Origin of the sequence: Bacillus cereus group sp. MYBK5-2 (assembly GCF_051915685.1) — a bacterium.
GTDB classification, from domain to species: Bacteria; Bacillota; Bacilli; order Bacillales; family Bacillaceae_G; genus Bacillus_A; species Bacillus_A cereus.
Genome location: NZ_JBQAFE010000005.1, coordinates 241,243 through 267,626, shown reverse-complemented (window position 1 = coordinate 267,626; position 26,384 = coordinate 241,243). Strand labels below are relative to the sequence as shown.

Below are 26,384 nucleotides of genomic sequence, written 5' to 3'. Positions count from 1 at the left end.
ATATAAAGTGAAACTTTCATTAGCCATCACCAATCGTACTTTTACAGGCAAATAGAGAAATAAAAAAGAGCTGATATGAAATCAGCTCTTTTCCTTCTATTATTAATGACGCTTCATACGTCCTTCTTTTTGTAACTCTTTAAATAATGCTGCCATCATAAAGAAAATAACAAAGACGAACGGGAATGCTGCAATGATAGCTGCCGTTTGTAAGGCTTCTAATCCGCCAATATATAATAGCGTAGAAGCTATCGCGGCTAGAACGATACCCCAAATCATTTTAATACGATTTGGTGGGTTTAAACTACCATGTGTCGTTAACATCCCTAAAACGAATGTTGCAGAGTCTGCAGATGTAATAAAAAATGTTGCAATAAGTAAAATACCTAAAACTGATAAAGCTGATCCAAAGCTGCCCATCTGATCGAACATAGCGAATAATCCTACTTCTGTTCCCATTTCTTTCACTTTGTCGAAGATATGTGCATCACCAAACAGCTCCATATGAATACCAGTACCGCCGAACACAGAGAACCAAAGTGCACCAATTACGGTCGGCACAAGTAACACACCGATAACAAACTCACGAATTGTACGACCTCGTGAAACACGAGCAATAAACGTACCTACGAACGGTGACCACGCAATCCACCATGCCCAATAGAAAATTGTCCATGACTGAATCCATTGATTCCCACCTTCGTCTAATGGACTTAAACGGAAACTCATACTTGGCAATTCCTGAATATAAGAACCGATTGTTGAAGTGAAGTAATTCATAATAAAGTTTGTTGGACCTGCAAATAATACAATGATCATAAGTGCAAATGCAAAAATAATATTCGTATTACTTAAATATTTAATTCCTTTATCAAGACCTGTTTGCGCAGATAACATAAATAATACTGTTACGATTGCAATAATAACTAACTGAGTCGTTAATGAGTTCGGGATAGATGTTAAATAACTAACACCACCTGCAATTTGTTTCGCACCAAGACCTAATGACGTTGCAACACCAAATACAGTTGCGAAAACAGCTAACACATCAAATGAATGAGCAATACGCCCGTGTTCCCCGCCCTTAAATAACGGACCTACTGTCGCACTAATCGTACTTGCTTTTCCTTTTCTAAAAGTAAAGTAAGCAATACATAACGCTACAAACGCATATAGTCCCCAAGGATGTAATCCCCAATGGAAAAACGAAAAACGCAGTGCAAGGCGCGCACTTTCCTCAGTTGCACTATCTCCAAACGGAGGTGCGTATAAATGGTTTAATGGTTCGGCAACGCCCCAGAAAACTAAGCCAATACCCATACCAGCACTAAATAACATAGCAAACCATGTCATATAACTATAATCAGGTTCATCATCATCTTTACCTAAACGAATAGAACCGTATTTCGAAACAATTAAAAAGATAGACACACCTAAAATAATAGACACGGAAATAATATAAAACCACCCGAACTTACTAACTAATGCAGTTTGAATTGCGGTTGTTACATTTCCTAAGCTACCTTTTCCAATAATAGATTCGGGAATAATCCCCCAAATTGTAAATGCAATACATAATGTTAATGAAACGATGAATGTTTTTGTCAGTTTCCTCATCAAATCCCCCTTCGTAGGTTTCGCTTTTGTAAATAACATAAATTCCGATATGTAAAATCGGATAGAAAACTATAATTTTGCGGTGATTTTCTTACTTTCACCTTCACCAATTCGAATTCTTATGGACAGCCTTACCTTTCGTATAACCTTTTCACTCTGCAAGAGCTACAAGTTAGAAATACTGCTGTCAAATTGTGTGAGAAAAACGCGGATAGGAATGTATTTTCCTAAAAAAGGATGTGTTACATATGTAAAAAAGGGCAAAGTTCTTCCTTGCAACCCTTTCGTTTTGTAACAATTATGCGGTTTTTTTGCTAGTATATAGCACGTGTTTATAGCTTCACAAACAAAATGTTTATGTTTATATAACTATATTACCCATAAAACGGTAAAATACTCAAGGAATGTAATCGTTTAGTAAACATCATGTAACATTCCTGTAATATTTTTATTTACGTCGAAAAAAACATGTTGTATTAAATATTTTGAATATAACTAGAAACCTATGAGTCATATAGAATGAAAAACGCTTTCCTATATTTTTTGTTATATTACAGGATGTTAACGACTTATTACGAATGGTTTGTAATTGTGTGTTTTCCCCAAATCCGAAAAAATCTGTTGCTATAATGAGGACACGAAAACAAACGCAATGGAGGCTATCATGAAAAAATTAATTGGTATAGCAACAGCAGCAGTTTTTGGTCTTGGGATTTTCACATCATCTGCTAATGCAGAAACTGTTGTAACAACAGATGTACTAAACGTACGCGAAAACCCTACTACGGAATCAAAAGTTGTCGGTAAATTACTAAACGGTAATAAAATAGATGTACAAAATACAGAGAACGGATGGTCAAAAGTTACTTTAGACGGTAAAGACGCATTCGTAAGTGCAGAGTTCACAAAAAGCATCTACTACGTAACAGCTAACGTATTAAACGTACGTGCTGAAGCGAACACAAACTCAGAGGTTCTTGGAAAGTTGAAGAAAGACGATGTAATCGAAACAACGAACCAAGTACAAAATGAGTGGTTACAATTTGAATATAACGGGAAAACAGCTTATGTTCATGTTCCTTTCTTAACAGGTACAGCACCTGTAATTGAGAAACAAGAAACAACAGCTCCTGCTAAAGCTGAAGCACCAGCTAAGGCTCAAGCACCTGCAGCACAAGCAAAACCAGCTGCTAAGCCTGCTGTGAAAGCTGCTGAAACTAGCACACCATCTGGTGGTCGTGAGTTAACAGTTGTAGCTACAGCATATACAGCTCACCCGAGCGAAAACGGTGGCACATATGGCGGCCGTGTATTAACTGCAATGGGTCATGATTTAACTGCGAATCCAAACATGAAAATGATCGCTGTTGACCCGAAAGTAATCCCATTAGGATCTAAAGTATGGGTAGAAGGTTACGGAGAAGCTATCGCTGGAGATACTGGTGGTGCGATTAAAGGTAACCGTATTGATATCTTACTTGGATCAGATAGCGCTGCTCAAAAATGGGGACGCAAAACTGTTAAAGTGAAAATTTTAAAATAACCAATGACTGCTAAATTACAAGCCAGTTCTCTTTATTGAGAGCTGGCTTTTATTTATTTATAATACATATAAGGAGGCTACGCCCATGAATGTACAAGCAAAAGTAGACTGGATTGGTACGCCAAAACCGTACATATATAAAGATGAAGTGACATATAACGCTACTTCTATTGATTTTTCACTCGCTGGCGATGATAACCGCTATAAGTTAATTGTGCTCAAGTCTGAAAACAATACACATTACAAAATTGTGCAATATGGAATAAAACCAGGCTCTCAAAAGCCATTTCCTATCGACATTCCATTTGAACAAAACATGTTACCCATTATAGAGCAAATATTACATGATCCATATGTACAAGCGATACTAAAGGAAACACACTCATAATTGTAAAAAAATATATCAACGATTTTTCAATTATATCTATCATAAATCGCAATATATCAACGATTTTTCGATTATATCTATCATAACTTACGATATATCAACGGTTCGACACGAAATATCGATTTAGCTACAAAAAAGAAGCTGTTCAAATATTGAACAGCTTCTCACATATTAACGAGTTGGACCAGATACATCTTCTGATTTCAACGTATTATTTGCACCAAGAGAATGATACAACATCTTTCCATTTCCATTCACAGTTACAATATGTTCGTTATTAAAACTTTTGAACTTCACAGATCCATCACCGTAACGAATATGGTACTCTTCATATGTCGTTACTTTATATTTCGTAGCACTTTGACGCTCTACATTACGAACTTCCATTGTTAATAAGTCTTCTGTAATTCCTTTTTTGTGTAAATACTGTATATAATCACGGTCTTCCTTATACGATTTTCCGCTCTTATCATAATTATTTTCAATTAAACTAAAATCATTTAATGAAATTGCACGTACGTTATCATAAATATGATTTCTTACAAATTCGCCCACTGCTGAACTTGATGTTTCTTTCGGGAATTTTAAGTAATATGTGCTTTGGCCTCCAATTTTAACACTTTCAGATTTCATCACACCAAGATCAGTAGTTTTCTCTAAATGTACTTCTACTGTTTCATCTGTTGGTACAGGACCAAGTTTATAACTTCCATAATTTAATTTTCCACGTTTTTTCCCATTCACAAATACAGTTGCATCACTTTCATCAGAAGAAATGCTTACATACTTGCCTTCAAGCGATAAATCCACTTTCACCTTCTCGCTCTGTTCATCCGCTAAATCTACTTCTTTCTCTGTTTCTAATTCAGTAAGTTCTGTCTTCGCCGTTGCCTTTACAACATATGTACCTGGGAAGTATGGCCCCAACTCTTTCGAAGTTTTATCACTAGAAAGCTCTGCTTCTTTTTTGTCATTCACATATATTTCTGCATTTTTTGCAGTTATACTAACGCTCATATAATAAGATTTCATGCTGAACTTATACTTTGGATATAAGAACCACTCTTTTCCCTCTTCTACTATTTCCCCGTCCTTAAATGAAGATTTATCTTTTGTTAACTTTTGATCTACTGTCTCTTTCTGTAAATAAGACAGTAATTGTTTGTTGTAAGAAGGATTCTCTTTTAAATAACGCATGTACGCTTTAAGATCCTCTGTCTTAATCTTTAAGCTTGAATCATTTGCTTTTACAAACTCATCAATTGCATTAATATCTTTCTTTTGGAATGCTTCAATCATTACATTTACTTGCTTTTCTTTTGAAAACTTATATGCTCCAAATTTATATGCCCCAAATAATAATGCAGCAATAATGGCAAAACCAATGATTAAAAATAAATTTTTCTTACTTTTCACTGGTTTTGTCTCGCTTTGTAATTCTGTATATGAAGCAGCAGTGTTATCAACGATTACTTCTACTTTACTCCCACACTCAGGACAAAAGTTCAAATGGTCTGCAACATTCTTTTTACATGTTCCACAAAACTTCAACGTGCTCTCCTCCTATTTTTTAGCTAATTTCATTCCAGCAAATGCCGCTACATATGTCACAATAAAACTAAACAAAATTAAATATGTAAATGAATTTTGCATAGATAGTACTGTTCCGCTTGTTCCAAATAAACTTGTTACAGTTCCTGAAACATTAATTTGGAACTTAGAAATCATATTCATTACAATCATCATAATTGTGTAAGAACCACTGCATACCGCTAATGTAATATATATATTGGCAGTCGGTAATTTAGCTAACTTTCTTCCCGCTCTAAACATAAAGAACAATGGAATAATAAGCAGTAATAAACCGTAATGGAATACGTTATTCACTTTATCAAATTCTGCAAGGCTTCCCTCATTTGCTCCTTTTGAAATCAATATCTCTCTAAGCTCTACGCCATTTACAGAGACGCCTGATATAAATGAAAACGATAGTGTGCTCTCATATGCATTTGATTTCTTACCAATTCTAGTAAATTCCTTACTAAGTGCTGGACTTGATACTTCTAACGGCGCAAAATGAGCCATACTCCATAATTGAGGTGTTAACTCTAATGCTAATAATGTACTTTCAGATTTTAAAGTTGTTATTTCTTTTAATGGTTCAATACCGTCTTCCTTACTTACTAACGCCATAATACAAACCGCTACTGCTGTTACTAAAAGTCCTTTTATCATAGCCGAAACACCGTAATAAACAGACGCTCCATATGGCATTAACTCTTGAAATGCTGCTGCCATATTGTTTTTGCTTGTATGAGCAATAAATCCTAATAAGGTAAATAATGTCCCACATACAAAACCACTCAATAAACTCTTCATCGCTGAATAGCCAACCGTAATCTTACCTGCTTCTGAGAATGGGATTGCAAAAGATTGTGATGCTATAAAACTTATAATGAATAAAAAGACTCCATAAATAATACCAACTGTTGCTGCCATAAAGATTTGATCTTTAATCGTTTTCGCAACATGCTGTTTCCCTAACCAAATTCCTGTACCAGCGAAAATAATAAATGGAATGATTAATAATAATGTAAATGGAGTATGCCAAGATAAAGAAAATATCAATCCACTATCATCGTTAGCTGTAAAACCAAGTAAATGGTAACTTAACATCGTAGAAGTTGCACTCGAATAAAAACTTGGCAACATTTCTAATTCTTTCGCAAATTTGCTAAACATCTCACTTAACATAGAGGCAAATAATAAACTACCAATCCAACCAGCAATTAACATGAGAATACTTGCAACAGCCCCACCAATAAAACCTTTTTGTAAAACGGCTTTATCTGCTTTAAATTCAACTTTAGGAGCACCATCCATTGTAGGCAATTTTACAGTTTGTTCTTTTTTCGTCACAACAGATAAAGAATACCCACACTTTTGACAATATAAATTTTTTTGAGCATTTTCACTGCCACAACCTCTGCAGTATTTTGCAGTATCTTTTTCTAATGTTACTGCATCTATAGCTCCTGCAATCTCCATACTACCTTCATTTGGGCAATAATTTACTTCTTCACCATGTTGTTTTCCACATGTGCGACAATACATTTAATTCACTCCCCACTTTGCTTAATTCCACAAACTGGACAGTAAGTAGAGTTTTTATCGATATGCTCATTACATGAAATACAATTTACCGTTTCACCTTCATTTTCTACTGCTAACATCGGGTTAGGCTTTCCACACGAACCACAAAACTTATCATTTATTGATAAAGGTCCACCACATTCACATGTAGCTTTTTCACCTTGTTGTTTTTGCAATTCAACAATGCGCTTTCTTGCTTGATAAATAGCTACATCAAATTCTTGAACTGGAGCAATCATTTCTTTTAAGCTCGCTTCATTTACTCCACTTCCTCTTAATTGAACATACACTTGCTGTCCAACCTCTAATAGAACCTCTGCTTTTTTCTGCATTTGCACTTGCATTCCCTTTTTCAATTGAGCAATTTCTTGTGCAACTTGCAACTTCATTTTCCCTTGTTCTATTCCTTCTTGTAACTTATTCATTCCACTACCTAACTTCGTCTGTAAATCTGACAAATCGTTTCTCCTCCTATACATATATATTCATATATGAAATTAACATTTTATATATTACCATGATTTTCAAGTTATGTAATCCAAATTTCATTTTTTCTGTTTTGAGCATTTTTTGTTTATAATGGTAAAGGAAAGAAATATGTGTACGGAGGAATATTATGCTGCAACACTCAATTACGAAAGATGAAATTATGATGATTGCGAATGAGTTCGTTCAAGGACTAGATCCACAGCAAACAGCTGATCAGGAACATGTCGCTACAGCTCGGCACCTATATCGTAGTGGTGTTGTCTACAACGTTGACTTTGATGGTTATACACTATCAGGAACTGTAGATGCGGAAGGCAACGTATATAGCGTTCATATTCCGATTCGTAATGTCGCTGAAAGTTATTGTGATTGCTTCGCACCAACACAATGTGAGCATATGCTCGCTGTATTACTATCTGCAGCGTCTAGTTTCGGGCAAGTAGGAGATGTATTAACTTTATTTAAAAATAATACGAAACCTTCCCTTCCTCCTATTCGAACTGCAAGACAAGTATTGCAATCATCAGCTTTTGAAGAAACGGATTATAAAAGTTGGGAATCATATTTTGAAAAAGAATATGAATCATTTAAAAAAGAACAAGCTCGCCTTACTTATAAACAAATGTATTTTCTTATGAGTATCTTTACAGATTTCTATACGAAGCTTGAGCGGAAAGCTCCGCGCGTCATCGCCATACATGAATTATTCAGGTTACATGCAGCACTTTACTGCTTTCAAAAATTATTAGAAGAAATCCAGGCATTCGAAGCAAACAAAACGTATTCTTATCACCAACCTGTTAATGTCGTTCGCCTATTTGTAGACAAAGTGGAATCCATCGTTCGGGACTTACAATCAGAAGCGATTCCTTCAGAGTCTGAAATAATTTTGCAAGAAACAGCTCGTCTTGTTCATGAAGTATTCTTCTCTACCGACGCTTATACACAAGAGCGATTTTTCATTTATCGCCACATATGGAGTGAACTTTTAAACAATAAAGAGAAAATACAAGAGGAAGAAAAACGAATCGATACGAAAATCAATCCACTATCTAAAGCATTAGCGTCTTCTCACCTTCTCTTTTTAAATGAAGAAGATCTACTAGCGATGGACTTACTAAAAAAACAGCCTGCTTCTGTTGTGAGTCTATACTTCTATTGGTTAGAAGAACTATTAAGTGCCATGCAGTGGGATCGTGCAAAAAACTGGCTTTCCTTTACGTATAAACAAGTAAAGAAAACGCTCCAAGATCACGAAAATACGATTTTTATAAAAGATATCGTTCGGCTATTTGTAATCATGTATGAAACATACGCAACACATACAAATGAACAAGCTGGTTTTGAAATGATTTTACAAGAACTATTACCGTATAGTTTCACAAACTATGAACAGTACGTACTCGCGAAAAAACAGTATCACACATGGGCAGAGCTTCATCTCTTATATGGGTTTGAAGCAATTGAACTGTTAAAAGAACCACTGAAAGATATTGAGAAAGAAGCACCAGAAGCAGCACTTCCTCTTTATCATCTTGCTGCTGTAGAGGCAATTGAAGAACGAAATCGTAAATCATATAGACGCGCAGTTCGTTACTTAAAGAAATTACGTACATTATATAAACGATTAAAACGCACCGATGAATGGGATGCTTTCATTATTCACATCGCCAATCTCCATTCACGTCTGCGTGCACTACAAGAGGAACTACGGAAAGGAAAATTAATCGATGATCAATCAAACTGAAGTAACAATTAGGCTCCAGCATGTTAGTCAAGGTTGGTTCCTTTGGGGAGAAGATGACAGCGGTACTCCATTATCCGTAACAAGTTGGAAACGAAATGCATTCACATGGCACTCCACTTCTTTCTACGGTACGTTTCTAAAAGAAGCAACCTTCGAAGGAAAACAAGGTGTACTACTAACAAATGCACAAGCCTTTGAATACATTGCAAACAAACCGATGAATTCCTTTGCACATATTCAACTGAACGGCCCTATTACAGCACTTACAAAAGATGCAAATGAATTATGGGATGCCTTTACGAGTGGTAGCTTCGTACCAGATATGGAGCACTGGCCCAAGCAACCATCTTGGAAAGTTCAAAATACGCCAATTGAAGATGACACATTAGCATCTCTTTTCTCAGCAGCAGTTAATGAAAGCATATTACAAGATAATCGCTCAAATGACGGCTGGGAAGATGCTAAAAGACTATATGAACATTACGACTTTACGAAAAGACAATTGGAAACAGCACTACATGAAGAAGATTGGCTTCGAAAAATTGGTTATATTGAAGATGATCTTCCGTTTACAATCGGACTAAGACTGCAAGAACCACAAGAAGAATTTGAAATGTGGAAGCTTGAAACAATCGTGACACCAAAGCGCGGGGCGCATCGCATATATGTATACGAAAACATCGATTCCTTACCGAAAAGATGGCACGATTACGAAGAACGTATTACAGAAACACAAGAAGGTTTTAGTAAGCTCATACCGTGGTTAAAAGAAGGAGATACGTTCCGAAATGAGCTCTTTGAAACAGAAGCGTGGAACTTCTTAACAGAAGCAAGCAATGAATTACTTGCAGCCGGCATTACAATTTTACTACCATCATGGTGGCAAAATTTAAAAGCAACAAAACCGAAATTACGTGTCCAGCTGAAGCAAAATACAGTACAAACACAATCGTTCTTCGGTATGAATACGCTCGTTAATTTTGACTGGCGAATTTCGACGAACGGCATTGATTTATCAGAAAGCGAGTTTTTTGAACTCGTTGAACAAAACAAACGTCTATTTAATATAAACGGTCAATGGATGCGACTAGATCCAGCCTTTATCGAAGAAGTAAGGAAACTCATGAACCGTGCCGATAAATACGGACTAGAGATGAAAGATGTTTTGCAACAACATTTATCAAATACGGCTGAAACAGAAATTGTAGAAGATGATAGTCCGTTTACTGATATTGAAATCGAACTAGATGGATATTATGAGGAACTATTCCAAAAGCTACTTCATATTGGAGATATTCCAAAAGTAGATGTCCCTACTTCACTAAACGCAACACTTCGTCCGTATCAACAACACGGCATTGAATGGCTATTATATTTACGAAAGCTTGGATTTGGAGCATTGCTAGCTGACGATATGGGACTCGGGAAAAGTATTCAAACAATCTCTTACTTACTATATATAAAAGAAAACAATCTCAAAACAGGCCCTGCATTAATCGTTGCGCCGACATCTGTTCTTGGAAATTGGCAAAAAGAATTTGAGCGTTTCGCACCGAATTTACGTGTTCAATTACATTACGGAAGTAATAGGGATAAAGGCAATTCATTTGAAGATTTCCTTCAATCGGCAGATGTTGTATTAACATCTTATGCATTGGCTCAGCTCGATGAGGAAGAACTAACTTCATTATGCTGGGATGCTGTTATTTTGGATGAAGCACAAAATATTAAGAACCCACATACGAAACAGTCGAAAGCAGTACGAAACTTACAAGCAAATCACAAAATCGCTTTAACTGGTACGCCGATGGAAAATCGCCTCGCTGAACTTTGGTCCATTTTCGACTTTATTAATCATGGATATCTCGGAAGCTTAGGGCAATTCCAACGTCGCTTCGTCACACCGATTGAAAAAGATCGTGATGAAGGAAAAATCCAGCAAGTTCAACGGTTTATCTCACCATTTTTACTGCGCCGAACGAAGAAAGATCAAACAGTCGCATTAAATTTACCAGATAAACAAGAACAAAAAGCTTACTGTCCTCTTACTGGTGAACAAGCTTCCTTATATGAACAACTTGTTCAAGATACACTGCAAAATGTCGAAGGATTAAGTGGAATTGAAAGACGCGGCTTTATATTACTTATGCTGAACAAGCTAAAACAAATTTGTAATCATCCAGCTCTTTATTTAAAAGAAGAAGAGCCACAAAATGTCGTTGAACGCTCTATGAAAACAAAAACGTTAATGGAGCTCATCGAAAATATAAAAGATCAAAATGAAAGTTGCCTCATCTTCACTCAATATATCGGCATGGGGAACATGCTAAAACGTGTGCTAGAAGAAAAATTCGGCCAGCGTGTCCTCTTCTTAAACGGTAGTGTGCCGAAAAAAGATCGCGACAAGATGATTGAGGAGTTCCAAAACGGAACGTATGACATTTTCATCTTATCCTTAAAAGCTGGCGGAACAGGATTAAACTTAACCGCTGCCAACCATGTCATTCACTACGATCGTTGGTGGAACCCAGCTGTGGAAAATCAAGCAACAGACCGCGCATATCGCATTGGTCAAAAACGATTTGTTCATGTTCACAAACTCATTACAACAGGAACATTAGAAGAAAAAATTGATGAAATGCTAGAAAGAAAACAATCTCTAAACAATGCGGTCATCACAAGCGATAGCTGGATGACTGAACTATCAACAGACGAACTAAAAGAATTACTCGGTGTATAAAGTGAAACTTTAATCAGTGGGGGTTTTGTTCATCCCCACTGATTATTAGTTGAACCAATCGGGCTTTTACGGGCAGTTGATCACCTCCCTAACTCCTTTGCTTTCGCTGAATTTTGAGGTGGGGGTCTTACTGCCCGTTAACGCGGGATAAAGTGAAACTTTAATCAGTGGGGGTTTTACTCCCCGCAAAAAAAGCGCTAATCTTATTTGAGATTAGCGCTTTTTTCTATTCCAAAACCAATTACTTATTATAATCCCCGTTAATCCGCCGCACGTATCAAGCAATGAATCTTGCCACATTGGTGTACGGTCTCCCGTATACCATTGGTGAATTTCATCAAATGTTGCATAACCCGCAACGAAAAGAAGGGCATATATAAAACATCTTTTCCTCGAATGACCTGATCGATGAAAAGCGTAATAAATCAATGAACCTAGCATAAAGAACACCATAAAATGAGCACCTTTACGAAGGAAAAACTCAATAAATCCGCCTACACCTTTATTCGCAATACTAACAGGGGTTCCTCCACCATAATCAATAGATACCCATGAAAAATGCTCTTTCACAAATTCAACATTTACATATTGTTCAATATCTGAACGCATATCCTGCTTTTTATATGGTTGTGCCGAAGAATAGAAAATCAGCCCCATCCATAGTAATACAGGAATCCAAAATAACCATTTACGATTCATTATCCAGAATTCTCCTCTCTTAATCTTTTAAGGGTACCAAAAAAAAGAAAAAATTTCACGCCAAAACATGACATTTGTACCCTATTTATAAAGTGAAAGGAGGTGATACACATGGCAATTGAAACAATCGTAATGGATTTAACTTTACGTCTTGTCTTAAACAACGGATTAGATAAGAACGGCAAAACAGTTTTCAAGAGCAAACAATTTAAACGTGTTAAAACAAATGCGAGCTTAGATCAAGTACACAATGTACCTCATGCTCTAGCTTCCTTACAAGCATCACCACTTCACGCTGTACAACTTGTAAGCACATCAGATCTTTCTAAACTATAAAGTAAAACTCGGATCAGTGGGGATTTTATTCATCCCCGCTGATTATTAGACCGCAATTTAACCGGCAGACCCGAATCCCATAAATAGCTTGATAAATACAAAGGAGGGAATAACACATGCAAGTACTAGAGTTGATTTTCGCAAAAGAAGATGGAAAAACAGTCGTTTTTTCTATCGATACGCCCATCACACCAATCGATGCACAAGTCGTAAATCAAGTAATGGATACAATCCTCGCCTCATCTGTATTTTCATCCATTGATGAAAATACACGAAAAAAGGGAGCTCGCCTTGTAGAAAAAAATGTATCTGAAGTTCCAATTACTCTATAAAATGAAAAAGACGAATCTGCATCATTTTGCAGATTCGTCTTTTTTCTTCGGCATTTCAATCGGGATAAAAATCTTTGAAAAACCGACGCATACATACTTATAATGTTCTTCCCCTATATCAAACTCAGTCGTATATGTTGAGAAGAATATATAATCATTTCGCTTCGTATAATGATCGATTAATAACCCAACTTGTGGCTCAACATACTTTTTCGCTAACTTTTTACCGGCCGATGCCAAGTCGCCAAGAAGACCCTCTTCATTCTCTTTTTGAACTTCATCTAGCTTCTTACTCACATCATTACGCTTCATAAACTGCTTCGCTGCCCATTCTGTATATTCTCCCTTACTCGGATTACTGTTTGCTAAATATACTAGGAGAACGACAACTAAAGCCATAATAATATACTTTTTCTTCATACTATATCACCGCCTACTCTTTTCTATTTTCATATATATGTACAAGCGATGCAAATTAGAAAGACTATCACCTATTGATTGTAAACGAATAGCCAAAATTTACAATATGAAATAGAATATTAACAGTAAATTTACTTAATTTATATATAATTATATTCGGAATGAAAATTATAAGGGAGGATATAGAATTATGGATAATGAAAACAACATTTTTATTTCTAGTTCTACAATGATGCTTGAACCATGTAAACACCCTTATTACCGCACAAAAATTATCGACAGTAGCGGGAACCATCTTTACTCCTGTCAAACTGCTCTCCAACTTATACAGAAATCTTGTCTAACAAATATTCATTCTACTTATCAAGGGAGACGTAATGCTGTAAAAACAAAATTTAAATTTAAACAAAACGTTCCAATTCCGATCAATCATAGAGAATATATTTGTGCTTTCCCAACAGAATCTCCTGCTTCTCCAAATTGTATTTGGCTTTTCTTCAAACATGTTCATACAATAGAGTTTTTCAAAAAAGCTAAACGAGCTAAAATTCATTTTTCAAACGGAGCTACCGTAACGATACAAATTAGTTCCCATAAGCTAAGTCAGCAATTATGGAAAGCTGGATATGTATTATCCCAAATGAACATGCAAGATTCATCACCTTAATAACAAATAGAATGGAAGGTAGTATTTCCTCACCTTCCATTCTATTTCCTATTTTTATCCTTTTACACTATCCCGCATTTTCTCGATTGCTTGCCGATACATCCATCTTACTTGATAATATGTCATTTCCGTCTCTAAAGCGATTTCTCCCATCGTCTTCCCTACAAAAAAACGTTCAAAAATAATATACTTCTCCTTCTCATCTAACACGCTCATAAAATCCTTTACTCTTATTTCAACATCCTCAAAATGAAAGATATCCTCATACTCTCCTACACATACACACTTCTCCTGCACTGCGAACTCTTTCTTCAATCTCTCTAATATATAACCTCGCACCGTTACAACTGCATATGCAGGGAAATACCCCTTCTTTGCATCAAACCTTTCATACGCATGCCAAAGACCGATTAAACCACATTGATAATACTCTTCATAATCTTTACGAATACCTAATTTCTTTATCTGATTTACAATCATCCCTTCGTACAAAACAACTGCTTCTTTAAAAGTCGCTGGCTTCACACAGTACCCGTTTCTAAAAGGTATACCTTTCTAGTATTCCGCGGTACCTTCACAATATAAAAATAAAGAAAAGATTTCACCGTGAGTCATTTCAAATACTACCGACGGAATTTGAAATTACACCAGCTAGTATTTGAAATTTTGTTGGTGGTATTTGATATAGGGGTAAAAATAAAAAAGGTGACTCTTGGAAGAGCCACCTTTTTCTAAAAGAATAAATTATGCACCAAATTTTGGAGCTAGACCACTTAAACTAGTAAATCCAACTGAAAGAATAAAGAAAATAACAATTAAAATCGTTGCTTGTTTTTTACTTAATCCAGCCGTAATATGTAATCCTAATCCCATTACAACTAATGTCCAAATATTGAAAACTTCGAATGATGAAGCAGCACCATGAGCAACTGTACCTGGCTCAAATAAAGTTGCTAAACTTGTATAAGAAGTTTCAATATCTCCACCAAGAATCATTCTAATAATAAAGTTCACAATTGCACCTAAAATTGAAATCGTATATGTGTAGACATAAATAGATAATAATTTCATGTATGAAGTATCATTACTCATAAACATCATAATCACTTTATAAATAGCTGCCGCAATGAAGAACCAAATCGCAGTACCAAATAGCCCTCCAACAATACCTGCTCCTATTCCGAAGTAACCAACAACTTTAGCCGTTTCAGCATCAGGCACCTCACTCATTACATCAGGATGATTCATTACTTGATACATGCTAATCCCTGCAATTACAGCTGTTAATATAATGAAAAGGAAAAATGCCCCCCATACTGGACTTTTCGTCTTCATTCTCTCAAACTGCTCACTTGGAGAAGTAATCATTCCTAATAATGATGGCTTCTTCGCACCTACATCTTGCGTATTAATATTAGCTTCCATTATAACGCCTCCTTCTATTTATATAACCCGTTCTAACGGGCGGTTCACTTCCTCACGCAAGAGGCTACGAACCGCCCACTAGAACGGTAATGTGTAGTTCTACTACACTATTAATTACTCATAACGCAATGCTTCAATTGGATCTAATTTCGCAGCTTTATTTGCTGGAATTAATCCGAAAATAATACCAAGTGTCATCGAGAACAGTACGCCTCCAACGACAACTTCCCATGAAACGAGTGGTGGCCATTTTGCGAATGTAGAAACGATATATGCTCCGCCATACCCAAGGCCAATTCCGATTAAACCACCTAGAAGCGTCAACATAACTGCTTCAATTAAAAACTGTAATAAAATTTTACTACGCGTTGCTCCAAGCGCTTTACGTATCCCAATTTCGCGCGTACGCTCCGTTACAGATACAAGCATGATATTCATAACACCAATACCACCAACGACTAATGAAATACCAGCGATACCACCGATAATCATCGTCATGATGCTAGTTACTTTAGAAACATTTTCTTGGAGTTCTTTTAAATTCACCAGTTCATATTTACCTGGGATTTCACTTGGCTTACGACTATTTAATACATCAACAGCTCGTTTCCCTGCTGCTTCTAAATTGTCTACATTTTTAGCTTGAATGGCGATATTTTGAATATCATCAGTTCCGTATAAAACAGGCCATAATGTAAGAGGGATTAACGCTTCTTCCATTTCAAATCCCATAAACTCATTATCAGATGTATACACACCAATAATTTGCATTGGCTGTCCCTTCATCTCAATAATTTGTCCAACTGGGTTTACGTCCTTAAATAACGTCTCCTCTGTTTTTGTGCTAATCATCACAACGTTATTCGCGTGAGAAATATCTGATTCATTTAAGGAGCGGCCCTTTACAACCTTTACTTTATTAACCGCAAAATATTCATTATCAAGTCCAATAACATTCAGCCTTGCTTTTTTATCATTTACATCAAGTGTCTCTGTCGTCGAATTTGTTGTAATAACGTGTGAAACATCTTTCACTTGTTTTACTTCCAAAATATCCTCTTCCGTTAACTTCGGTATTTCAAATCCACCTATAGCAAATTCATCATTAATATCTGTTTTAAATTGAATTGGCATAAGGTTATTACCACCAGAACCTGCGAATTTCGACTTCAACATCGCTTCCCCGCCTTGCCCAATTGCAACGACAGTAATAATCGAACCTACCCCGATAATAATACCGAGCATCGTAAGAGCAGAACGTAGTTTATGAGCTAAAATAGAAGATAAGGCAATTTTTATACTATCTAGTAAACTCATACCGCACACCTTCTATCTTCTGTAACTTTCCCGTCTCGCAGTACAATGCGGCGGGAAGAATACGCTGCTACTTCCTCTTCATGCGTAACCATAACAATCGTCGTACCTTCTGCATTAAGCTTCGTGAAAATATCCATAACTTGCTCACCAGACTTCGTATCAAGTGCACCAGTCGGTTCATCGGCCATAATGAACGTTGGATTATTTGCAATCGCTCTTGCAATTGCTACACGCTGCTTCTGTCCACCTGATAACTCATTTGGTAAATGATGCACGCGATCTGCCAATCCAACTTTACCTAACGCCTCCAAAGCCCGCTTGCGACGCTCCGCTTTCTTCACGCCACCATATACGAGCGGAAGCTCAACATTTTCCACTGCGGAAAGACGCGGCAGCAAATTAAAATGCTGAAACACAAAACCGATATATTCATTACGAATTAAAGCAAGCTTTGACTCGTCTGCTGTTAAGATATTCACGTCATTCAGCATATATTCACCTTCTGTTGGACGATCTAAACAACCGATAATATTCATAAGCGTCGACTTACCAGAACCAGAAGGTCCCATAATCGAAACGAACTCACCGCTCTGAATCGTTAAACTAATACCGTGTAAAATCGGCACTGCCAATTTTCCTTGATAATACGTTTTAGCAATATGATTTAACGTAATCATTTCTCTTTCACTTCCATTCCGTCATACACATCGTCGGAAGGATTTTTAACCACCTTTTGCCCCACTGTTACGCCTTCTACAACCTCTGTCCAATCTCCATCAGTAGAACCTTTTTTCACATTTTGTTTACGAAGCTTCCCTTTATCCTCAACATAAACAAATGCATCATCGCCTTTTGCTACAATGCTCTTACTTGGGACAGCAATCATCTTCTTATTCTCTAAGTTTACTTGCAATGAAACATGATAACCTGGAGATAAACCATCTTGACTATCAAGACTTGCTTTATATGTATACTGAGACATATTTTGAGTTGCTTCACCCATGCCGCCAGCTTGCGCCATCTCTGCACTTGTTGGGAACTCACTTACCTCTGTAATCTTACCTGTCCACTTCTTCTTATTATTTGCTTTTGCAGTTACAGTGAATGTTTGATCTTTTTGGATTTGTGACTTTTGAAGCTCAGTTAACGTACCTTGAACTTGGAATGGATCTTTAGAAGCTACTTGTAAAAACGCTTTTCCTTGACCACCTAACGCTTGAGATGAACTTTGTGCCGCATCTTTATCTAACTTTTGAACAACACCAGCAAAATTGCTATAAATCGTAAGTTCTTTCTGCTTCTTACTTAACTCTTCTTTCTGCAACTTTCCTTTTTCTTTCTCAAGGTCAATTGTTTTTTGTCCTATCTCTAACTCGTTTACTTGCTCTTCCATCGGATCTGTTACTTCTTTCCCAGCTCCGCTATCTTTCGCCTTCTTAATTTCTTTCTTTAACGAATCAATCTTCTTTTTTCCTTGATCATAACGCATATCCGCCATCTTCTGATCAAGCTCAGCTTGCTTCATTTGAAGATTAATCTCTTCATTGTCATAAGAGAATAACTTCGTACCTCTTTCTACCTCTTGCCCTTCTTTTACCTCAATATCTTTCACTTTTCCTTTGGCCGGATCTGCATAAAAACTTTCAATATTACCAGGCTTTACCTGACCAGAAATTAACTTCGTATTATTCAGCTTACGCTCTGTCACTTTCTCAAAACTTACAGCATCAGCATTTGTTGATGCACCCTTCTTCTTACCTTGCATAACAAAAATATTAATTGCCGCTACAATAACAATTAGTGCAATAACCCCAATAATAATCCATTTCTTCTTCTTGTTTGGAGTACGAACCGTATTTGGTAACATATTCTCTCTCCTTTTTACAACTTAATAGTTTAATATAAAAATTGTATAAAACTTTCTGAAAATATATTACATATTATTACATTATTTTTACAAAGTTTTACACATCCAATTATATTGTAACAAAAATTCCAATGATTAGAAATATGACATTATATCTTTTAAGATAGATTTAAGAAAAGATTATATTATATAGAAAAAGCCATCCAAAATGATAATTGGATAGCTTTTTCAAATAAAATATTATGCTACTTTAGGATCTTTTCTCTCATGTCCACGTTGAACAATAAATAAGAAGATTGTTGATAAAACCGCTCCTGTTAATAGTAAGATGAAACAACCATCCCAGCCAGAACTATCAACAATAACACCAATTGCTGCGTTAGCTACAAGACTTCCGCCTACATAACCGAATAGACCACACATACCAACTGTCGTACCTACTGCAAATTTCGGTACTAATTCCATCGCACTTAAACCGATTAAGAACTGTGGTACATAAATTAAACAACCGATAATAGAAACTGCAATACTTACAACAAGTACGCTAGTTGCTTGCCAATATATAAACGTACCAATAACAACTCCAACCATACTAATAATACATAATGGCATACGTTTTCCTTTAAATAATTTATCACTTAAAAAACCAACGATTAATGAACTTGGAATTGCCATACCTTCAAAGATTGCATATGCCGCATGCGCTTCTGCTTTTGAAAATCCTTTAACTGTCGTTAAATAAAGTGGAACCCAGTTAATAACACCGAAACGAATTAAATAAACAAAAGCATTCGCAATACATAAGAACCATACAAATTTATTTTTCACTACATACTTCATTAAAATTTCTTTTGGTGACATCTTGTTAGCATTATCTGCTTTTTCAAGATTTTCATAGTCATTACGATACTCATCAATTGGCGGAAGACCTTCAGATTCTGGTGTATCCTTCGCATTGATCCAAACAAGAACTGCAATTACCATTGCGATAATCGCAGGGAAAATAAACACGCCGCCTTGCCAATGATTTTCACCGAAAATACCTACACCAATTCCGACAAGTGGTGGCACAAGCATTCCACCAACGTTATGTGAAATATTCCAAAGACCTGTTTTCGTACCACGTTCTTTCTTCGAGAACCATTTCGTCATAACAATACTACAAGGTGGTGCTCCCATACCTTGTACAATACCGTTAACAACAAGTAATGTAACAATCATCCCAAATGATGATGCAAAGCCGAAACAAATATTTACAAGCCCTGATAAGAATAAACCGACTGCGATAAAGCGCTGGGCGAAAGCTTTATCTGATAAATTCCCCATAAAGAACTTACTAAATCCATAAACAATTGCCATTACTGAACCTAGTAGACCAATTTCAGCTGTGCTAAAACCATACTCTTGTACTAAATACGTACTTGATAACGTAAAGTTACTACGAACTAAATAATAAGCAGCATATCCAACTGAAATCCCGATTAACACACGAATACGTAGTAATCGATATACACGATCAATCATATCCGCTGGCAATCTTTCAATTGCAGGTGCTGGCTTGAGCCATTTAAACATATATTTTCGTCTCCTTTTCTCACTTCAGAGAGAGACGCTGTCTATTCCATATCTCGATTATTCCGCTATTTGATATATTTTGGTTTGTTCTTCTAACCGGCTGTCCTTCTATTTCCTTCTCATTCTTCGCAAACATCGTTGGCACGCCAAACGACACCTTTTCTAAAATATGCCCCGCTTCTTCTGATAAACAATAATCAATAAATAAATCCGCAATAATACCACTCGGTGCACGTTTTAGTTTCGAAATCGCATTAACAGATAACCCTGTTTGCTCAGGTTCGTTACTTAAAATCGGAAAGCCTTGTTTTTGAAGCATTCTCTGATCTCCCATAAAGTTGATGCCTATCATATATTCACCGCTCGCAACAAGTTCTGCTGGGATGTAACCATTCACTGTTACTTCTCCAACTTGTTCTGCCAGACTCTTCACATATTCCTTCGCTTCCTCTTCACCTAACATATCAATAAGTGATTGAAAAAACGTATATGCTGTACCTGAAACATTTGGATCGGGCATGACAATCTTTCCTTTATATACTGGATTCAATAAATCTTTCCATCTTAACGGATACGAGAGACCGAGCGGCGCTATTTCCTCGTTCCACCGCTCTTTATTAATCGCAATTGCCAGCTTCTCCACTTCATAACCGTACCAATAACCATCTTTATCTTTAACAGTTTTTGAAATACGATTTGCATGTTGGCTTATCACAGGAATAGAAAGATTTTTTTGCTTCATCATTTGATGCGCATCTACTGTACCGCCAATAATAATATCCGCCTTCGGATTTCCGGCTTCTTCTTCCACTCTACGAAGAAGTTCTTCTGTTGAAAGACGAATAAATTCATACGTACATCCGCGCGGCTTACAAAATGATGAAAGTAACGCTTCACCAACTTCCTCACGAGCCGCTACATACGCAACAATATGACGATCATCCAAAATAGGGAGACCATTTTTACTATATTTAATAGAGGTTGTATCTCGAGAGCAACTAGACATCGCTCCTCCAATTACTAGCAAAAAGAAGAAAAAGGCTATCTTTCTCATGACGCATTCTCCTTTACGAATAACTCTGCTAGAGAGCTTTTCATATACATGACATTTCCGTTATTATCACCGAGATATTGCACAACAAAGTACGATGGATACACAGAAATCGTAAGAATATCTTCACGACCATTCTTTACACGCTTACCTGTTTTATAAGCTGTAATATAAGCAATCGGTTCATTCTGCGATTGTAATAACTTCTGAATTTCTCCGTAATCTGTAATTTGCTTTGCGTATCGAATAGAATCAAGTATGTGCGTAAGATTGATAGTACGTACCACATCGCCTTGACGTACTACGACATCCTTTGCTGAAGCAAAGAAATCACTAATACGCTCTGGCGTGTAATACAGGCTTAATAAATACGTTTGAAGTGCTGAAATCATCGGATCCATGCCATTCTTTCCGTATACATTTTCCCCATACTGGAACAAGTCACCTACTGCAAAAGTACGCTTATGTCCATTCAAGTACGTTACTTCTCCAGTAAATACTTGTTCTTGGCTCTTAACGCCCTCAGGCTCTATTCGAATTCGGTCAAAGAATGAAACAATCGTATGCAAACGAACTTCATCCGTTACAACAATTTCTCCCCACTTTTCATGTCTTACTTTCACTTCAATTGGAAGAGATTCATTCACCCTTTGTAAAACGGCTTGTTTATCATTTACAATGTTGATTCGATTATAGATTTGCTTCTCCATAACATAAAACAAAACAAGAGAAACAATTATACAAATGACAAACATAAGAATTTGAAATGATAGCCTTTTCATTTCTGCCTACCTCCAAGATAAAAAAACGTTGTTTCGAAAATACCGCATAATTGTTTCATAAATGTATCATTTAACCGCTTTCAAGTTTTTTATGTCTTCCATCCTTCTCGGAAGCAAAAATGTAATGAATATTGTAGTACCTACTTCTTCACTACTCTCAATCCGCATGCTTCCGCCCTGCTTATTCATAATCTCCTGACAAATATACAAACCATAACCATTCCCATAACTAGAAGGAAGTGCCTTTCCTTTCGGAGACTCATTCCACTCTGCAAGCACCATTTCATCTATACCGATCCCATCATCATGAACAAAAACCTTCGCCTCATGCTCATTTACAATTACATTCATACGAATGTGCGAAGCATCACTATACTTAATTGCATTATCAAGCACATTTAAGAAAATTTGCTTCGTCTTATCAAAATCCGCAACAACATGTACATCTGTTAACTCATTTATCACTTCAATTTCAAACTGATTTAGACGAGGCTTCACAATTGAAACTGCTTCCTCTGCCAATTCCTTTATGTTCACAACTGTAGGAGACACTTCAAACGTACTCGTTCCATATTTCGAGGACTTAAGCAGCTCCTCTACAAGTGATAATAAACGCTCACTTTCCACAGCCACATAACGGAGACTTTCCTGTACATCTTCTTTCGATTGTAACTTCGGAATTAAATCAACATAACCGATAATTGCCGTTAGCGGTGTTTTTAGCTCATGCGTAATACGGTCTAGGAAATCTTTCTGCTTCTCTTTCTCCTCCTGCAATTGCTTAATATGCAGCTCAATTCCATCGGCCATCGCGTTAAAAGATGCTGAAAGCTGAGCGATTTCCACGTACTCATTTAACTCAATCTTACTCTTATAATCACCATTCGCGAGCCTCTGTGCCATTTGTCTCAACTGATCAATTGGTTTATGAAGAGACTTCGCCAAACGAATCGCAAAGAAAATACCGGTAGCTACTAAACAAAGGGACGTCATTAAGAACGTCCAGCTCACATTTGTTAAAACTTCCTTCTCACCCGTTAACTCATTTATAAAACGAATACTTCCAATGACATCGTTTCCATAATACACCGGGCTTGAAAACAAAAGAATGGGAGCGGGATCCGCCTCCTCAAAAACATAAGACTTCTTTCCCTTCAAGGAACTCTCAATGTCGATGTTACGGTGAAGCAATGCTCCTTTTTGTGTATCTGCAACAACATCGCCATTCTTCCCGATCATCTGCACACGGACATCCATCCGCTTCGCTAAATACGACGCAATTAAAAGTGAATTCGGACCAAGCGTATCCACTTCTGCTTCCTTCTCTAAATAATTCATCGTATAAATTTGTGCTTCTACACTTAACTTTTCTAAAGAATCTGCTGCGTTATGATACATATTCTTTTCTAACGTAATATAAACAACTGCATATAAAAGAACAAAAATCGGAATTAACAGCCCAACTATTCCAAACACCATATTTCGCTTTAAAGACATACCATCACCACTTAACAATCCAGTTTATAGCCCACGCCATAAATTGTCTTAATATATTCTCCGCTCGTCCCAAGCTTCTTTCGAAGTCTCTGCACCATAATATCAACTGCTCTCGTATTTCCGATATACTCAAATCCCCATACTTTCTCAAGTAACTCATCCCTCATAAACACACGCTGTGGATTTGAAACAAATAACTGACATAAATTAAACTCTCGGTACGTTAACTGAATCTCTTGTCCACTCACATGTACCTTTCTTTCCTTAGGACAAATCACTATCTCTCCAGCCTCAATTACTTCATGACTTACAGCCGCCTCCGTCTTCTTTACACGCCGCGCCATATTCTTAACCCGAAGAATAAGCTCCGCATAATTAAATGGCTTCGTCACATAATCATCAGCACCAAGCTGCAAGCCAAGCAACTTATCATTCATCTGACTCTTTGCCGTTAACATAAGCACCGGAATATCCCTATCCCTCTCACGGAACAAACGAAGCAACTCATACCCATCCGTATCCGGAAGCATAACATCCAAAATCAATACATCTGGCCCTTCATTCCATCGCTCCAAAGCTTCTCTCCCATCAGCCGCTGCTAATACTTCATAACCTTCCATCTCCAACTGCATCCGAATCAAATTACGAATACTCGATTCATCATCAACCACAAGTATTTTCATCATTCTCCTCCTTCCACCACGTATTATAGTACAGTTTAGTATAGCAAAAATCCTATAAAAAAAGAGAGGGTATTGTCGAACATATTTTGTCGACGATACCCTCTCTTTCACTTATTATATTTATTTAGCATATCCATTCGGTTGCTTTTGATGCCAATTCCAAGCATGTTCAATGATTGTCTTAACATTTACATACTTAGGATCCCATCCTAGCTTCTCTTTCGCTTTCTTAGAAGAAGCAACTAAACGTGCTGGATCGCCCGCACGGCGCGGTGCTACCTCAGCAGGAATTTCATGATTTGTAACTTCGCGAACTGCATCAACGATTTCTTTTACACTGAAACCATTACCATTTCCTAAGTTATAGAAATCACTCTCTCCGCCGTTCTGCAAGTCCTTAAGCCCTAAGAAATGAGCCGCTACTAAATCTTCAACATGAATATAATCACGGATACAAGTACCGTCTGGTGTATTATAATCATCACCAAACATCATAATCTTCTCACGTTGACCTAAAGCCACTTGCAACACAAGAGGAATTAAATGTGTCTCTGGGCGATGATCTTCTCCAATAATACCACTTGGAGTTGCACCAGCCACGTTAAAGTATCTGAAAATCTTATAACGTAAATTAGAAGCTTGGCTATACCAATGAAGCATCTTCTCGATTGCTAACTTCGTCTCTCCATACGTATTCGTTGGATTTGTCATCGTTTCCTCAGTAATAAGATCCACATCTACCTCACCATACGTTGCTGCAGTAGAAGAGAAAATAAACTTATCTACCTTAAACTCATCCATCACTTCTAACAAGCAAAGGGCACCATACACATTATTATTATAATATTGAAGGGGCTTCTCCATACTAACTCCAACTAAAGAATCAGCTGCAAAGTGCATAACCGCCTCAATATTTTCTTGTTTAAAAACATCCCTTAAAAAGGATTTATCACGAAGGTCGCCATTATAAAACTTCGCGCCTTCCATAATTGCATCTTCATGACCAGTTTGTAAGTTATCTACTACTACTACAGATAAACCTTCGTCTACTAATTTTTTCACAGCGTGAGAACCGATGTAGCCAGCTCCGCCACAGATTAAGATTGAATTCATTGTTTTCCTCCTACTATTTTCAGATATCTTAATTATAAAAGGAAAAGGTATACGGGAACTCGTACACCTTTTATCTCTCCTTCATTACTTAGCTACAAAATAATCAGTTACATGTTTCGCCCAAACATCATGTCCTTTTGCACTTGGGAAACCAAATTCTTCTTGTAGGTATGGTAAAATTGCTTTCGTTGAAGCATCCGGCCATGCTCCCCAATGATCAATATATGTATAATTATTTTGCTTTGCAAATTGTTTTAATGCTTCAATTGATTTCGGATAATTTTTCGCACCATACACTGGATTTGATGGTTGAATCATAATCGTAGCGCCTTTTGCACTAGTAGAAAGTGCTTGAACGAACTTCTGTGTATTTGCGACAGAGTTCCCATTACCAGTTTTACCGTTATCAGTAATAAATGGTGGCTCAAATAAAATTACATCTGGATTCTCTTTCGCAATCTCTTTATCACGCTTATTCGCAATTAACTCTTCTGTGCTTTCACCCTTATATTCCTTTACAGTCACATTCCATAAACCTTTACCGTAAGCTGTTTCTAAATTAGTTGTTAACTTAGCTGCCCAAGCATCTTTTGCAGATGAAGAACCTTCATCACCAACAATAACAAGGTTTACTGGCTTTTTATCCTCAGCAGATTTCTTTAACTTCTCTTTCACTGCATCTGGCAAATTCTTCGCATATGTTTCATTAAAAGATAACTTCGTATCTTGTTTCTTCTCTTCCTTTTTCTCTTCTTTCTTTGCTCCGCTATCTTTTACTTCAGTCTTTGTTTTCGTTACTTCACTCGTTTGTCCTGTTGCATTCGCAATCTTCTTATTCCAGTACAATTTACCGCTCACAATCGAAGCAACAAACAATACAAAAATAATAAGGACAAGTACCGCTTTCTTATTCATCGATTCACCTCATCTATTAATCTCACAA

Annotated in this window: 25 protein-coding genes; 7 read left to right on the top strand and 18 right to left on the bottom strand. The window is 36.8% G+C overall.

Going from position 1 to position 26,384, the window contains the following annotated elements:
- Positions 1-102: 102 nt before the first annotated feature.
- Positions 103-1,617, bottom strand: a complete 1,515-nt coding sequence (opuD, locus tag ACTFP3_RS19180) for a glycine betaine transporter OpuD (RefSeq protein ID WP_001229103.1) — start codon at positions 1,615-1,617, stop codon at positions 103-105.
- A gap of 664 nt (positions 1,618-2,281) precedes the next feature.
- On the opposite strand from opuD, the gene ACTFP3_RS19175 reads away from it, so the two are divergent.
- Together ACTFP3_RS19175 and ACTFP3_RS19170 are read left to right on the top strand one after the other, a co-directional pair.
- Entirely contained in the window at positions 2,282-3,160 is an 879-nt protein-coding gene (locus tag ACTFP3_RS19175) for a cell wall-binding protein EntA (protein WP_326035774.1), read from the top strand.
- 85 nt (positions 3,161-3,245) lie between these two features.
- Positions 3,246-3,548, top strand: a complete 303-nt coding sequence (locus tag ACTFP3_RS19170; RefSeq protein WP_001102539.1) for a DUF3910 family protein — start codon at positions 3,246-3,248, stop codon at positions 3,546-3,548.
- 171 nt (positions 3,549-3,719) lie between these two features.
- Here the strand turns inward: ACTFP3_RS19170 and ACTFP3_RS19165 are convergent, their stop codons facing one another.
- Genes ACTFP3_RS19165 through ACTFP3_RS19155 form a run of 3 tightly spaced genes read right to left on the bottom strand, consistent with a single transcriptional unit; the run spans position 3,720 to position 7,159 of the window.
- Entirely contained in the window at positions 3,720-5,099 is a 1,380-nt protein-coding gene (locus ACTFP3_RS19165) for a TcaA NTF2-like domain-containing protein (protein ID WP_326035773.1), read from the bottom strand.
- A 12-nt stretch (positions 5,100-5,111) separates the two neighbouring features.
- Positions 5,112-6,662 carry a zinc ribbon domain-containing protein gene (locus ACTFP3_RS19160; RefSeq protein WP_088344044.1) on the bottom strand — a complete coding sequence of 517 codons (1,551 nt, stop codon included), beginning with the start codon at positions 6,660-6,662 and terminating at the stop codon, positions 5,112-5,114.
- Between the two features lie 5 nt (positions 6,663-6,667).
- A complete protein-coding gene (locus ACTFP3_RS19155) occupies positions 6,668-7,159 on the bottom strand; it encodes a zinc ribbon domain-containing protein (protein ID WP_001281753.1) in 492 nt (163 codons plus the stop codon).
- A 158-nt stretch (positions 7,160-7,317) separates the two neighbouring features.
- Between ACTFP3_RS19155 and ACTFP3_RS19150 the strand changes: the two genes are divergently transcribed.
- Both ACTFP3_RS19150 and ACTFP3_RS19145 read left to right on the top strand, forming a co-directional pair.
- Positions 7,318-8,937, top strand: coding sequence for an SWIM zinc finger family protein (locus tag ACTFP3_RS19150; protein ID WP_016123792.1), 1,620 nt, complete (start codon positions 7,318-7,320; stop codon positions 8,935-8,937).
- Positions 8,921-11,677 carry a DEAD/DEAH box helicase gene (locus ACTFP3_RS19145; RefSeq protein ID WP_000610119.1) on the top strand — a complete coding sequence of 919 codons (2,757 nt, stop codon included), beginning with the start codon at positions 8,921-8,923 and terminating at the stop codon, positions 11,675-11,677. Before ACTFP3_RS19150 ends, ACTFP3_RS19145 begins: the two co-directional genes overlap by 17 nt.
- A gap of 213 nt (positions 11,678-11,890) precedes the next feature.
- Here the strand turns inward: ACTFP3_RS19145 and ACTFP3_RS19140 are convergent, their stop codons facing one another.
- Positions 11,891-12,376, bottom strand: coding sequence for a VanZ family protein (locus ACTFP3_RS19140; RefSeq protein WP_001080707.1), 486 nt, complete (start codon positions 12,374-12,376; stop codon positions 11,891-11,893).
- Positions 12,377-12,487: 111 nt separating this feature from the next.
- Between ACTFP3_RS19140 and ACTFP3_RS19135 the strand changes: the two genes are divergently transcribed.
- Together ACTFP3_RS19135 and ACTFP3_RS19130 are read left to right on the top strand one after the other, a co-directional pair.
- Complete coding sequence (locus tag ACTFP3_RS19135) at positions 12,488-12,712, top strand: DUF1659 domain-containing protein (protein ID WP_440010998.1); 225 nt, start codon at positions 12,488-12,490, stop codon at positions 12,710-12,712.
- Positions 12,713-12,828: 116 nt separating this feature from the next.
- Complete coding sequence (locus ACTFP3_RS19130; RefSeq protein WP_001197593.1) at positions 12,829-13,044, top strand: DUF2922 domain-containing protein; 216 nt, start codon at positions 12,829-12,831, stop codon at positions 13,042-13,044.
- A 21-nt stretch (positions 13,045-13,065) separates the two neighbouring features.
- Here ACTFP3_RS19130 and ACTFP3_RS19125 read toward each other — a convergent pair whose 3' ends face one another.
- Positions 13,066-13,464 (bottom strand): DUF4359 domain-containing protein, encoded by a 399-nt coding sequence (locus tag ACTFP3_RS19125; protein WP_000731405.1) that lies wholly within the window; start codon positions 13,462-13,464, stop codon positions 13,066-13,068.
- 190 nt (positions 13,465-13,654) lie between these two features.
- Here ACTFP3_RS19125 and ACTFP3_RS19120 point away from each other — a divergent pair, with 190 nt between their 5' ends.
- Positions 13,655-14,131, top strand: a complete 477-nt coding sequence (locus ACTFP3_RS19120) for a competence protein ComK (protein WP_000368313.1) — start codon at positions 13,655-13,657, stop codon at positions 14,129-14,131.
- Between the two features lie 54 nt (positions 14,132-14,185).
- Here the strand turns inward: ACTFP3_RS19120 and ACTFP3_RS19115 are convergent, their stop codons facing one another.
- The 12 genes from ACTFP3_RS19115 to ACTFP3_RS19060 all read right to left on the bottom strand — a co-directional run bounded on the left by ACTFP3_RS19115 (position 14,186) and on the right by ACTFP3_RS19060 (position 26,356).
- The gene (locus ACTFP3_RS19115) at positions 14,186-14,656 is read right to left on the bottom strand and encodes a sigma-70 family RNA polymerase sigma factor (protein ID WP_000801284.1); all 471 of its coding nucleotides are present in this window, start codon (positions 14,654-14,656) and stop codon (positions 14,186-14,188) included.
- Between the two features lie 219 nt (positions 14,657-14,875).
- Entirely contained in the window at positions 14,876-15,556 is a 681-nt protein-coding gene (locus ACTFP3_RS19110; RefSeq protein ID WP_098605282.1) for a Yip1 family protein, read from the bottom strand.
- A 114-nt stretch (positions 15,557-15,670) separates the two neighbouring features.
- On the bottom strand, positions 15,671-16,873 hold the full coding sequence (locus ACTFP3_RS19105) for an ABC transporter permease (protein WP_000054370.1): 1,203 nt from the start codon (positions 16,871-16,873) through the stop codon (positions 15,671-15,673).
- Positions 16,870-17,550: an ABC transporter ATP-binding protein gene (locus tag ACTFP3_RS19100; protein ID WP_000631603.1), complete on the bottom strand. Its 681-nt coding sequence runs from the start codon at positions 17,548-17,550 to the stop codon at positions 16,870-16,872. The genes ACTFP3_RS19105 and ACTFP3_RS19100 overlap by 4 nt, the downstream gene beginning before the upstream one ends.
- Positions 17,547-18,740, bottom strand: coding sequence for an efflux RND transporter periplasmic adaptor subunit (locus tag ACTFP3_RS19095; RefSeq protein ID WP_440010997.1), 1,194 nt, complete (start codon positions 18,738-18,740; stop codon positions 17,547-17,549). The genes ACTFP3_RS19100 and ACTFP3_RS19095 overlap by 4 nt, the downstream gene beginning before the upstream one ends.
- 240 nt (positions 18,741-18,980) lie before the next feature.
- Positions 18,981-20,315 carry an MFS transporter gene (locus ACTFP3_RS19090; protein WP_000477602.1) on the bottom strand — a complete coding sequence of 445 codons (1,335 nt, stop codon included), beginning with the start codon at positions 20,313-20,315 and terminating at the stop codon, positions 18,981-18,983.
- A gap of 19 nt (positions 20,316-20,334) precedes the next feature.
- On the bottom strand, positions 20,335-21,369 hold the full coding sequence (locus tag ACTFP3_RS19085) for an ABC transporter substrate-binding protein (protein WP_440010995.1): 1,035 nt from the start codon (positions 21,367-21,369) through the stop codon (positions 20,335-20,337).
- Entirely contained in the window at positions 21,366-22,148 is a 783-nt protein-coding gene (locus ACTFP3_RS19080; RefSeq protein WP_440010993.1) for a DUF3919 family protein, read from the bottom strand. Before ACTFP3_RS19080 ends, ACTFP3_RS19085 begins: the two co-directional genes overlap by 4 nt.
- A gap of 66 nt (positions 22,149-22,214) precedes the next feature.
- Positions 22,215-23,645, bottom strand: coding sequence for a HAMP domain-containing sensor histidine kinase (locus tag ACTFP3_RS19075; RefSeq protein WP_375363807.1), 1,431 nt, complete (start codon positions 23,643-23,645; stop codon positions 22,215-22,217).
- An 11-nt stretch (positions 23,646-23,656) separates the two neighbouring features.
- Positions 23,657-24,328, bottom strand: coding sequence for a response regulator transcription factor (locus ACTFP3_RS19070; protein WP_000699553.1), 672 nt, complete (start codon positions 24,326-24,328; stop codon positions 23,657-23,659).
- Positions 24,329-24,448: 120 nt separating this feature from the next.
- Positions 24,449-25,441, bottom strand: a complete 993-nt coding sequence (gene galE, locus ACTFP3_RS19065; RefSeq protein WP_061457897.1) for a UDP-glucose 4-epimerase GalE — start codon at positions 25,439-25,441, stop codon at positions 24,449-24,451.
- An 84-nt stretch (positions 25,442-25,525) separates the two neighbouring features.
- On the bottom strand, positions 25,526-26,356 hold the full coding sequence (locus ACTFP3_RS19060; protein WP_048534527.1) for an SGNH/GDSL hydrolase family protein: 831 nt from the start codon (positions 26,354-26,356) through the stop codon (positions 25,526-25,528).
- Between the last annotated feature and the right edge of the window lie 28 nt (positions 26,357-26,384).

Coding starts and splice junctions, on each gene's coding strand:
- opuD (WP_001229103.1), bottom strand. CDS start 1,617: ATGAGGAAACTGACAAAAACATTCATCGTTTCATTAACATTATGTATT.
- ACTFP3_RS19175 (WP_326035774.1), top strand. CDS start 2,282: ATGAAAAAATTAATTGGTATAGCAACAGCAGCAGTTTTTGGTCTTGGG.
- ACTFP3_RS19170 (WP_001102539.1), top strand. CDS start 3,246: ATGAATGTACAAGCAAAAGTAGACTGGATTGGTACGCCAAAACCGTAC.
- ACTFP3_RS19160 (WP_088344044.1), bottom strand. CDS start 6,662: ATGTATTGTCGCACATGTGGAAAACAACATGGTGAAGAAGTAAATTAT.
- ACTFP3_RS19150 (WP_016123792.1), top strand. CDS start 7,318: ATGCTGCAACACTCAATTACGAAAGATGAAATTATGATGATTGCGAAT.
- ACTFP3_RS19145 (WP_000610119.1), top strand. CDS start 8,921: ATGATCAATCAAACTGAAGTAACAATTAGGCTCCAGCATGTTAGTCAA.
- ACTFP3_RS19140 (WP_001080707.1), bottom strand. CDS start 12,376: ATGAATCGTAAATGGTTATTTTGGATTCCTGTATTACTATGGATGGGG.
- ACTFP3_RS19135 (WP_440010998.1), top strand. CDS start 12,488: ATGGCAATTGAAACAATCGTAATGGATTTAACTTTACGTCTTGTCTTA.
- ACTFP3_RS19130 (WP_001197593.1), top strand. CDS start 12,829: ATGCAAGTACTAGAGTTGATTTTCGCAAAAGAAGATGGAAAAACAGTC.
- ACTFP3_RS19125 (WP_000731405.1), bottom strand. CDS start 13,464: ATGAAGAAAAAGTATATTATTATGGCTTTAGTTGTCGTTCTCCTAGTA.
- ACTFP3_RS19120 (WP_000368313.1), top strand. CDS start 13,655: ATGGATAATGAAAACAACATTTTTATTTCTAGTTCTACAATGATGCTT.
- ACTFP3_RS19110 (WP_098605282.1), bottom strand. CDS start 15,556: ATGGAAGCTAATATTAATACGCAAGATGTAGGTGCGAAGAAGCCATCA.
- ACTFP3_RS19105 (WP_000054370.1), bottom strand. CDS start 16,873: ATGAGTTTACTAGATAGTATAAAAATTGCCTTATCTTCTATTTTAGCT.
- ACTFP3_RS19100 (WP_000631603.1), bottom strand. CDS start 17,550: ATGATTACGTTAAATCATATTGCTAAAACGTATTATCAAGGAAAATTG.
- ACTFP3_RS19095 (WP_440010997.1), bottom strand. CDS start 18,740: ATGTTACCAAATACGGTTCGTACTCCAAACAAGAAGAAGAAATGGATT.
- ACTFP3_RS19090 (WP_000477602.1), bottom strand. CDS start 20,315: ATGTTTAAATGGCTCAAGCCAGCACCTGCAATTGAAAGATTGCCAGCG.
- ACTFP3_RS19085 (WP_440010995.1), bottom strand. CDS start 21,369: ATGAGAAAGATAGCCTTTTTCTTCTTTTTGCTAGTAATTGGAGGAGCG.
- ACTFP3_RS19080 (WP_440010993.1), bottom strand. CDS start 22,148: ATGAAAAGGCTATCATTTCAAATTCTTATGTTTGTCATTTGTATAATT.
- ACTFP3_RS19075 (WP_375363807.1), bottom strand. CDS start 23,645: ATGTCTTTAAAGCGAAATATGGTGTTTGGAATAGTTGGGCTGTTAATT.
- ACTFP3_RS19070 (WP_000699553.1), bottom strand. CDS start 24,328: ATGAAAATACTTGTGGTTGATGATGAATCGAGTATTCGTAATTTGATT.
- galE (WP_061457897.1), bottom strand. CDS start 25,441: ATGAATTCAATCTTAATCTGTGGCGGAGCTGGCTACATCGGTTCTCAC.
- ACTFP3_RS19060 (WP_048534527.1), bottom strand. CDS start 26,356: ATGAATAAGAAAGCGGTACTTGTCCTTATTATTTTTGTATTGTTTGTT.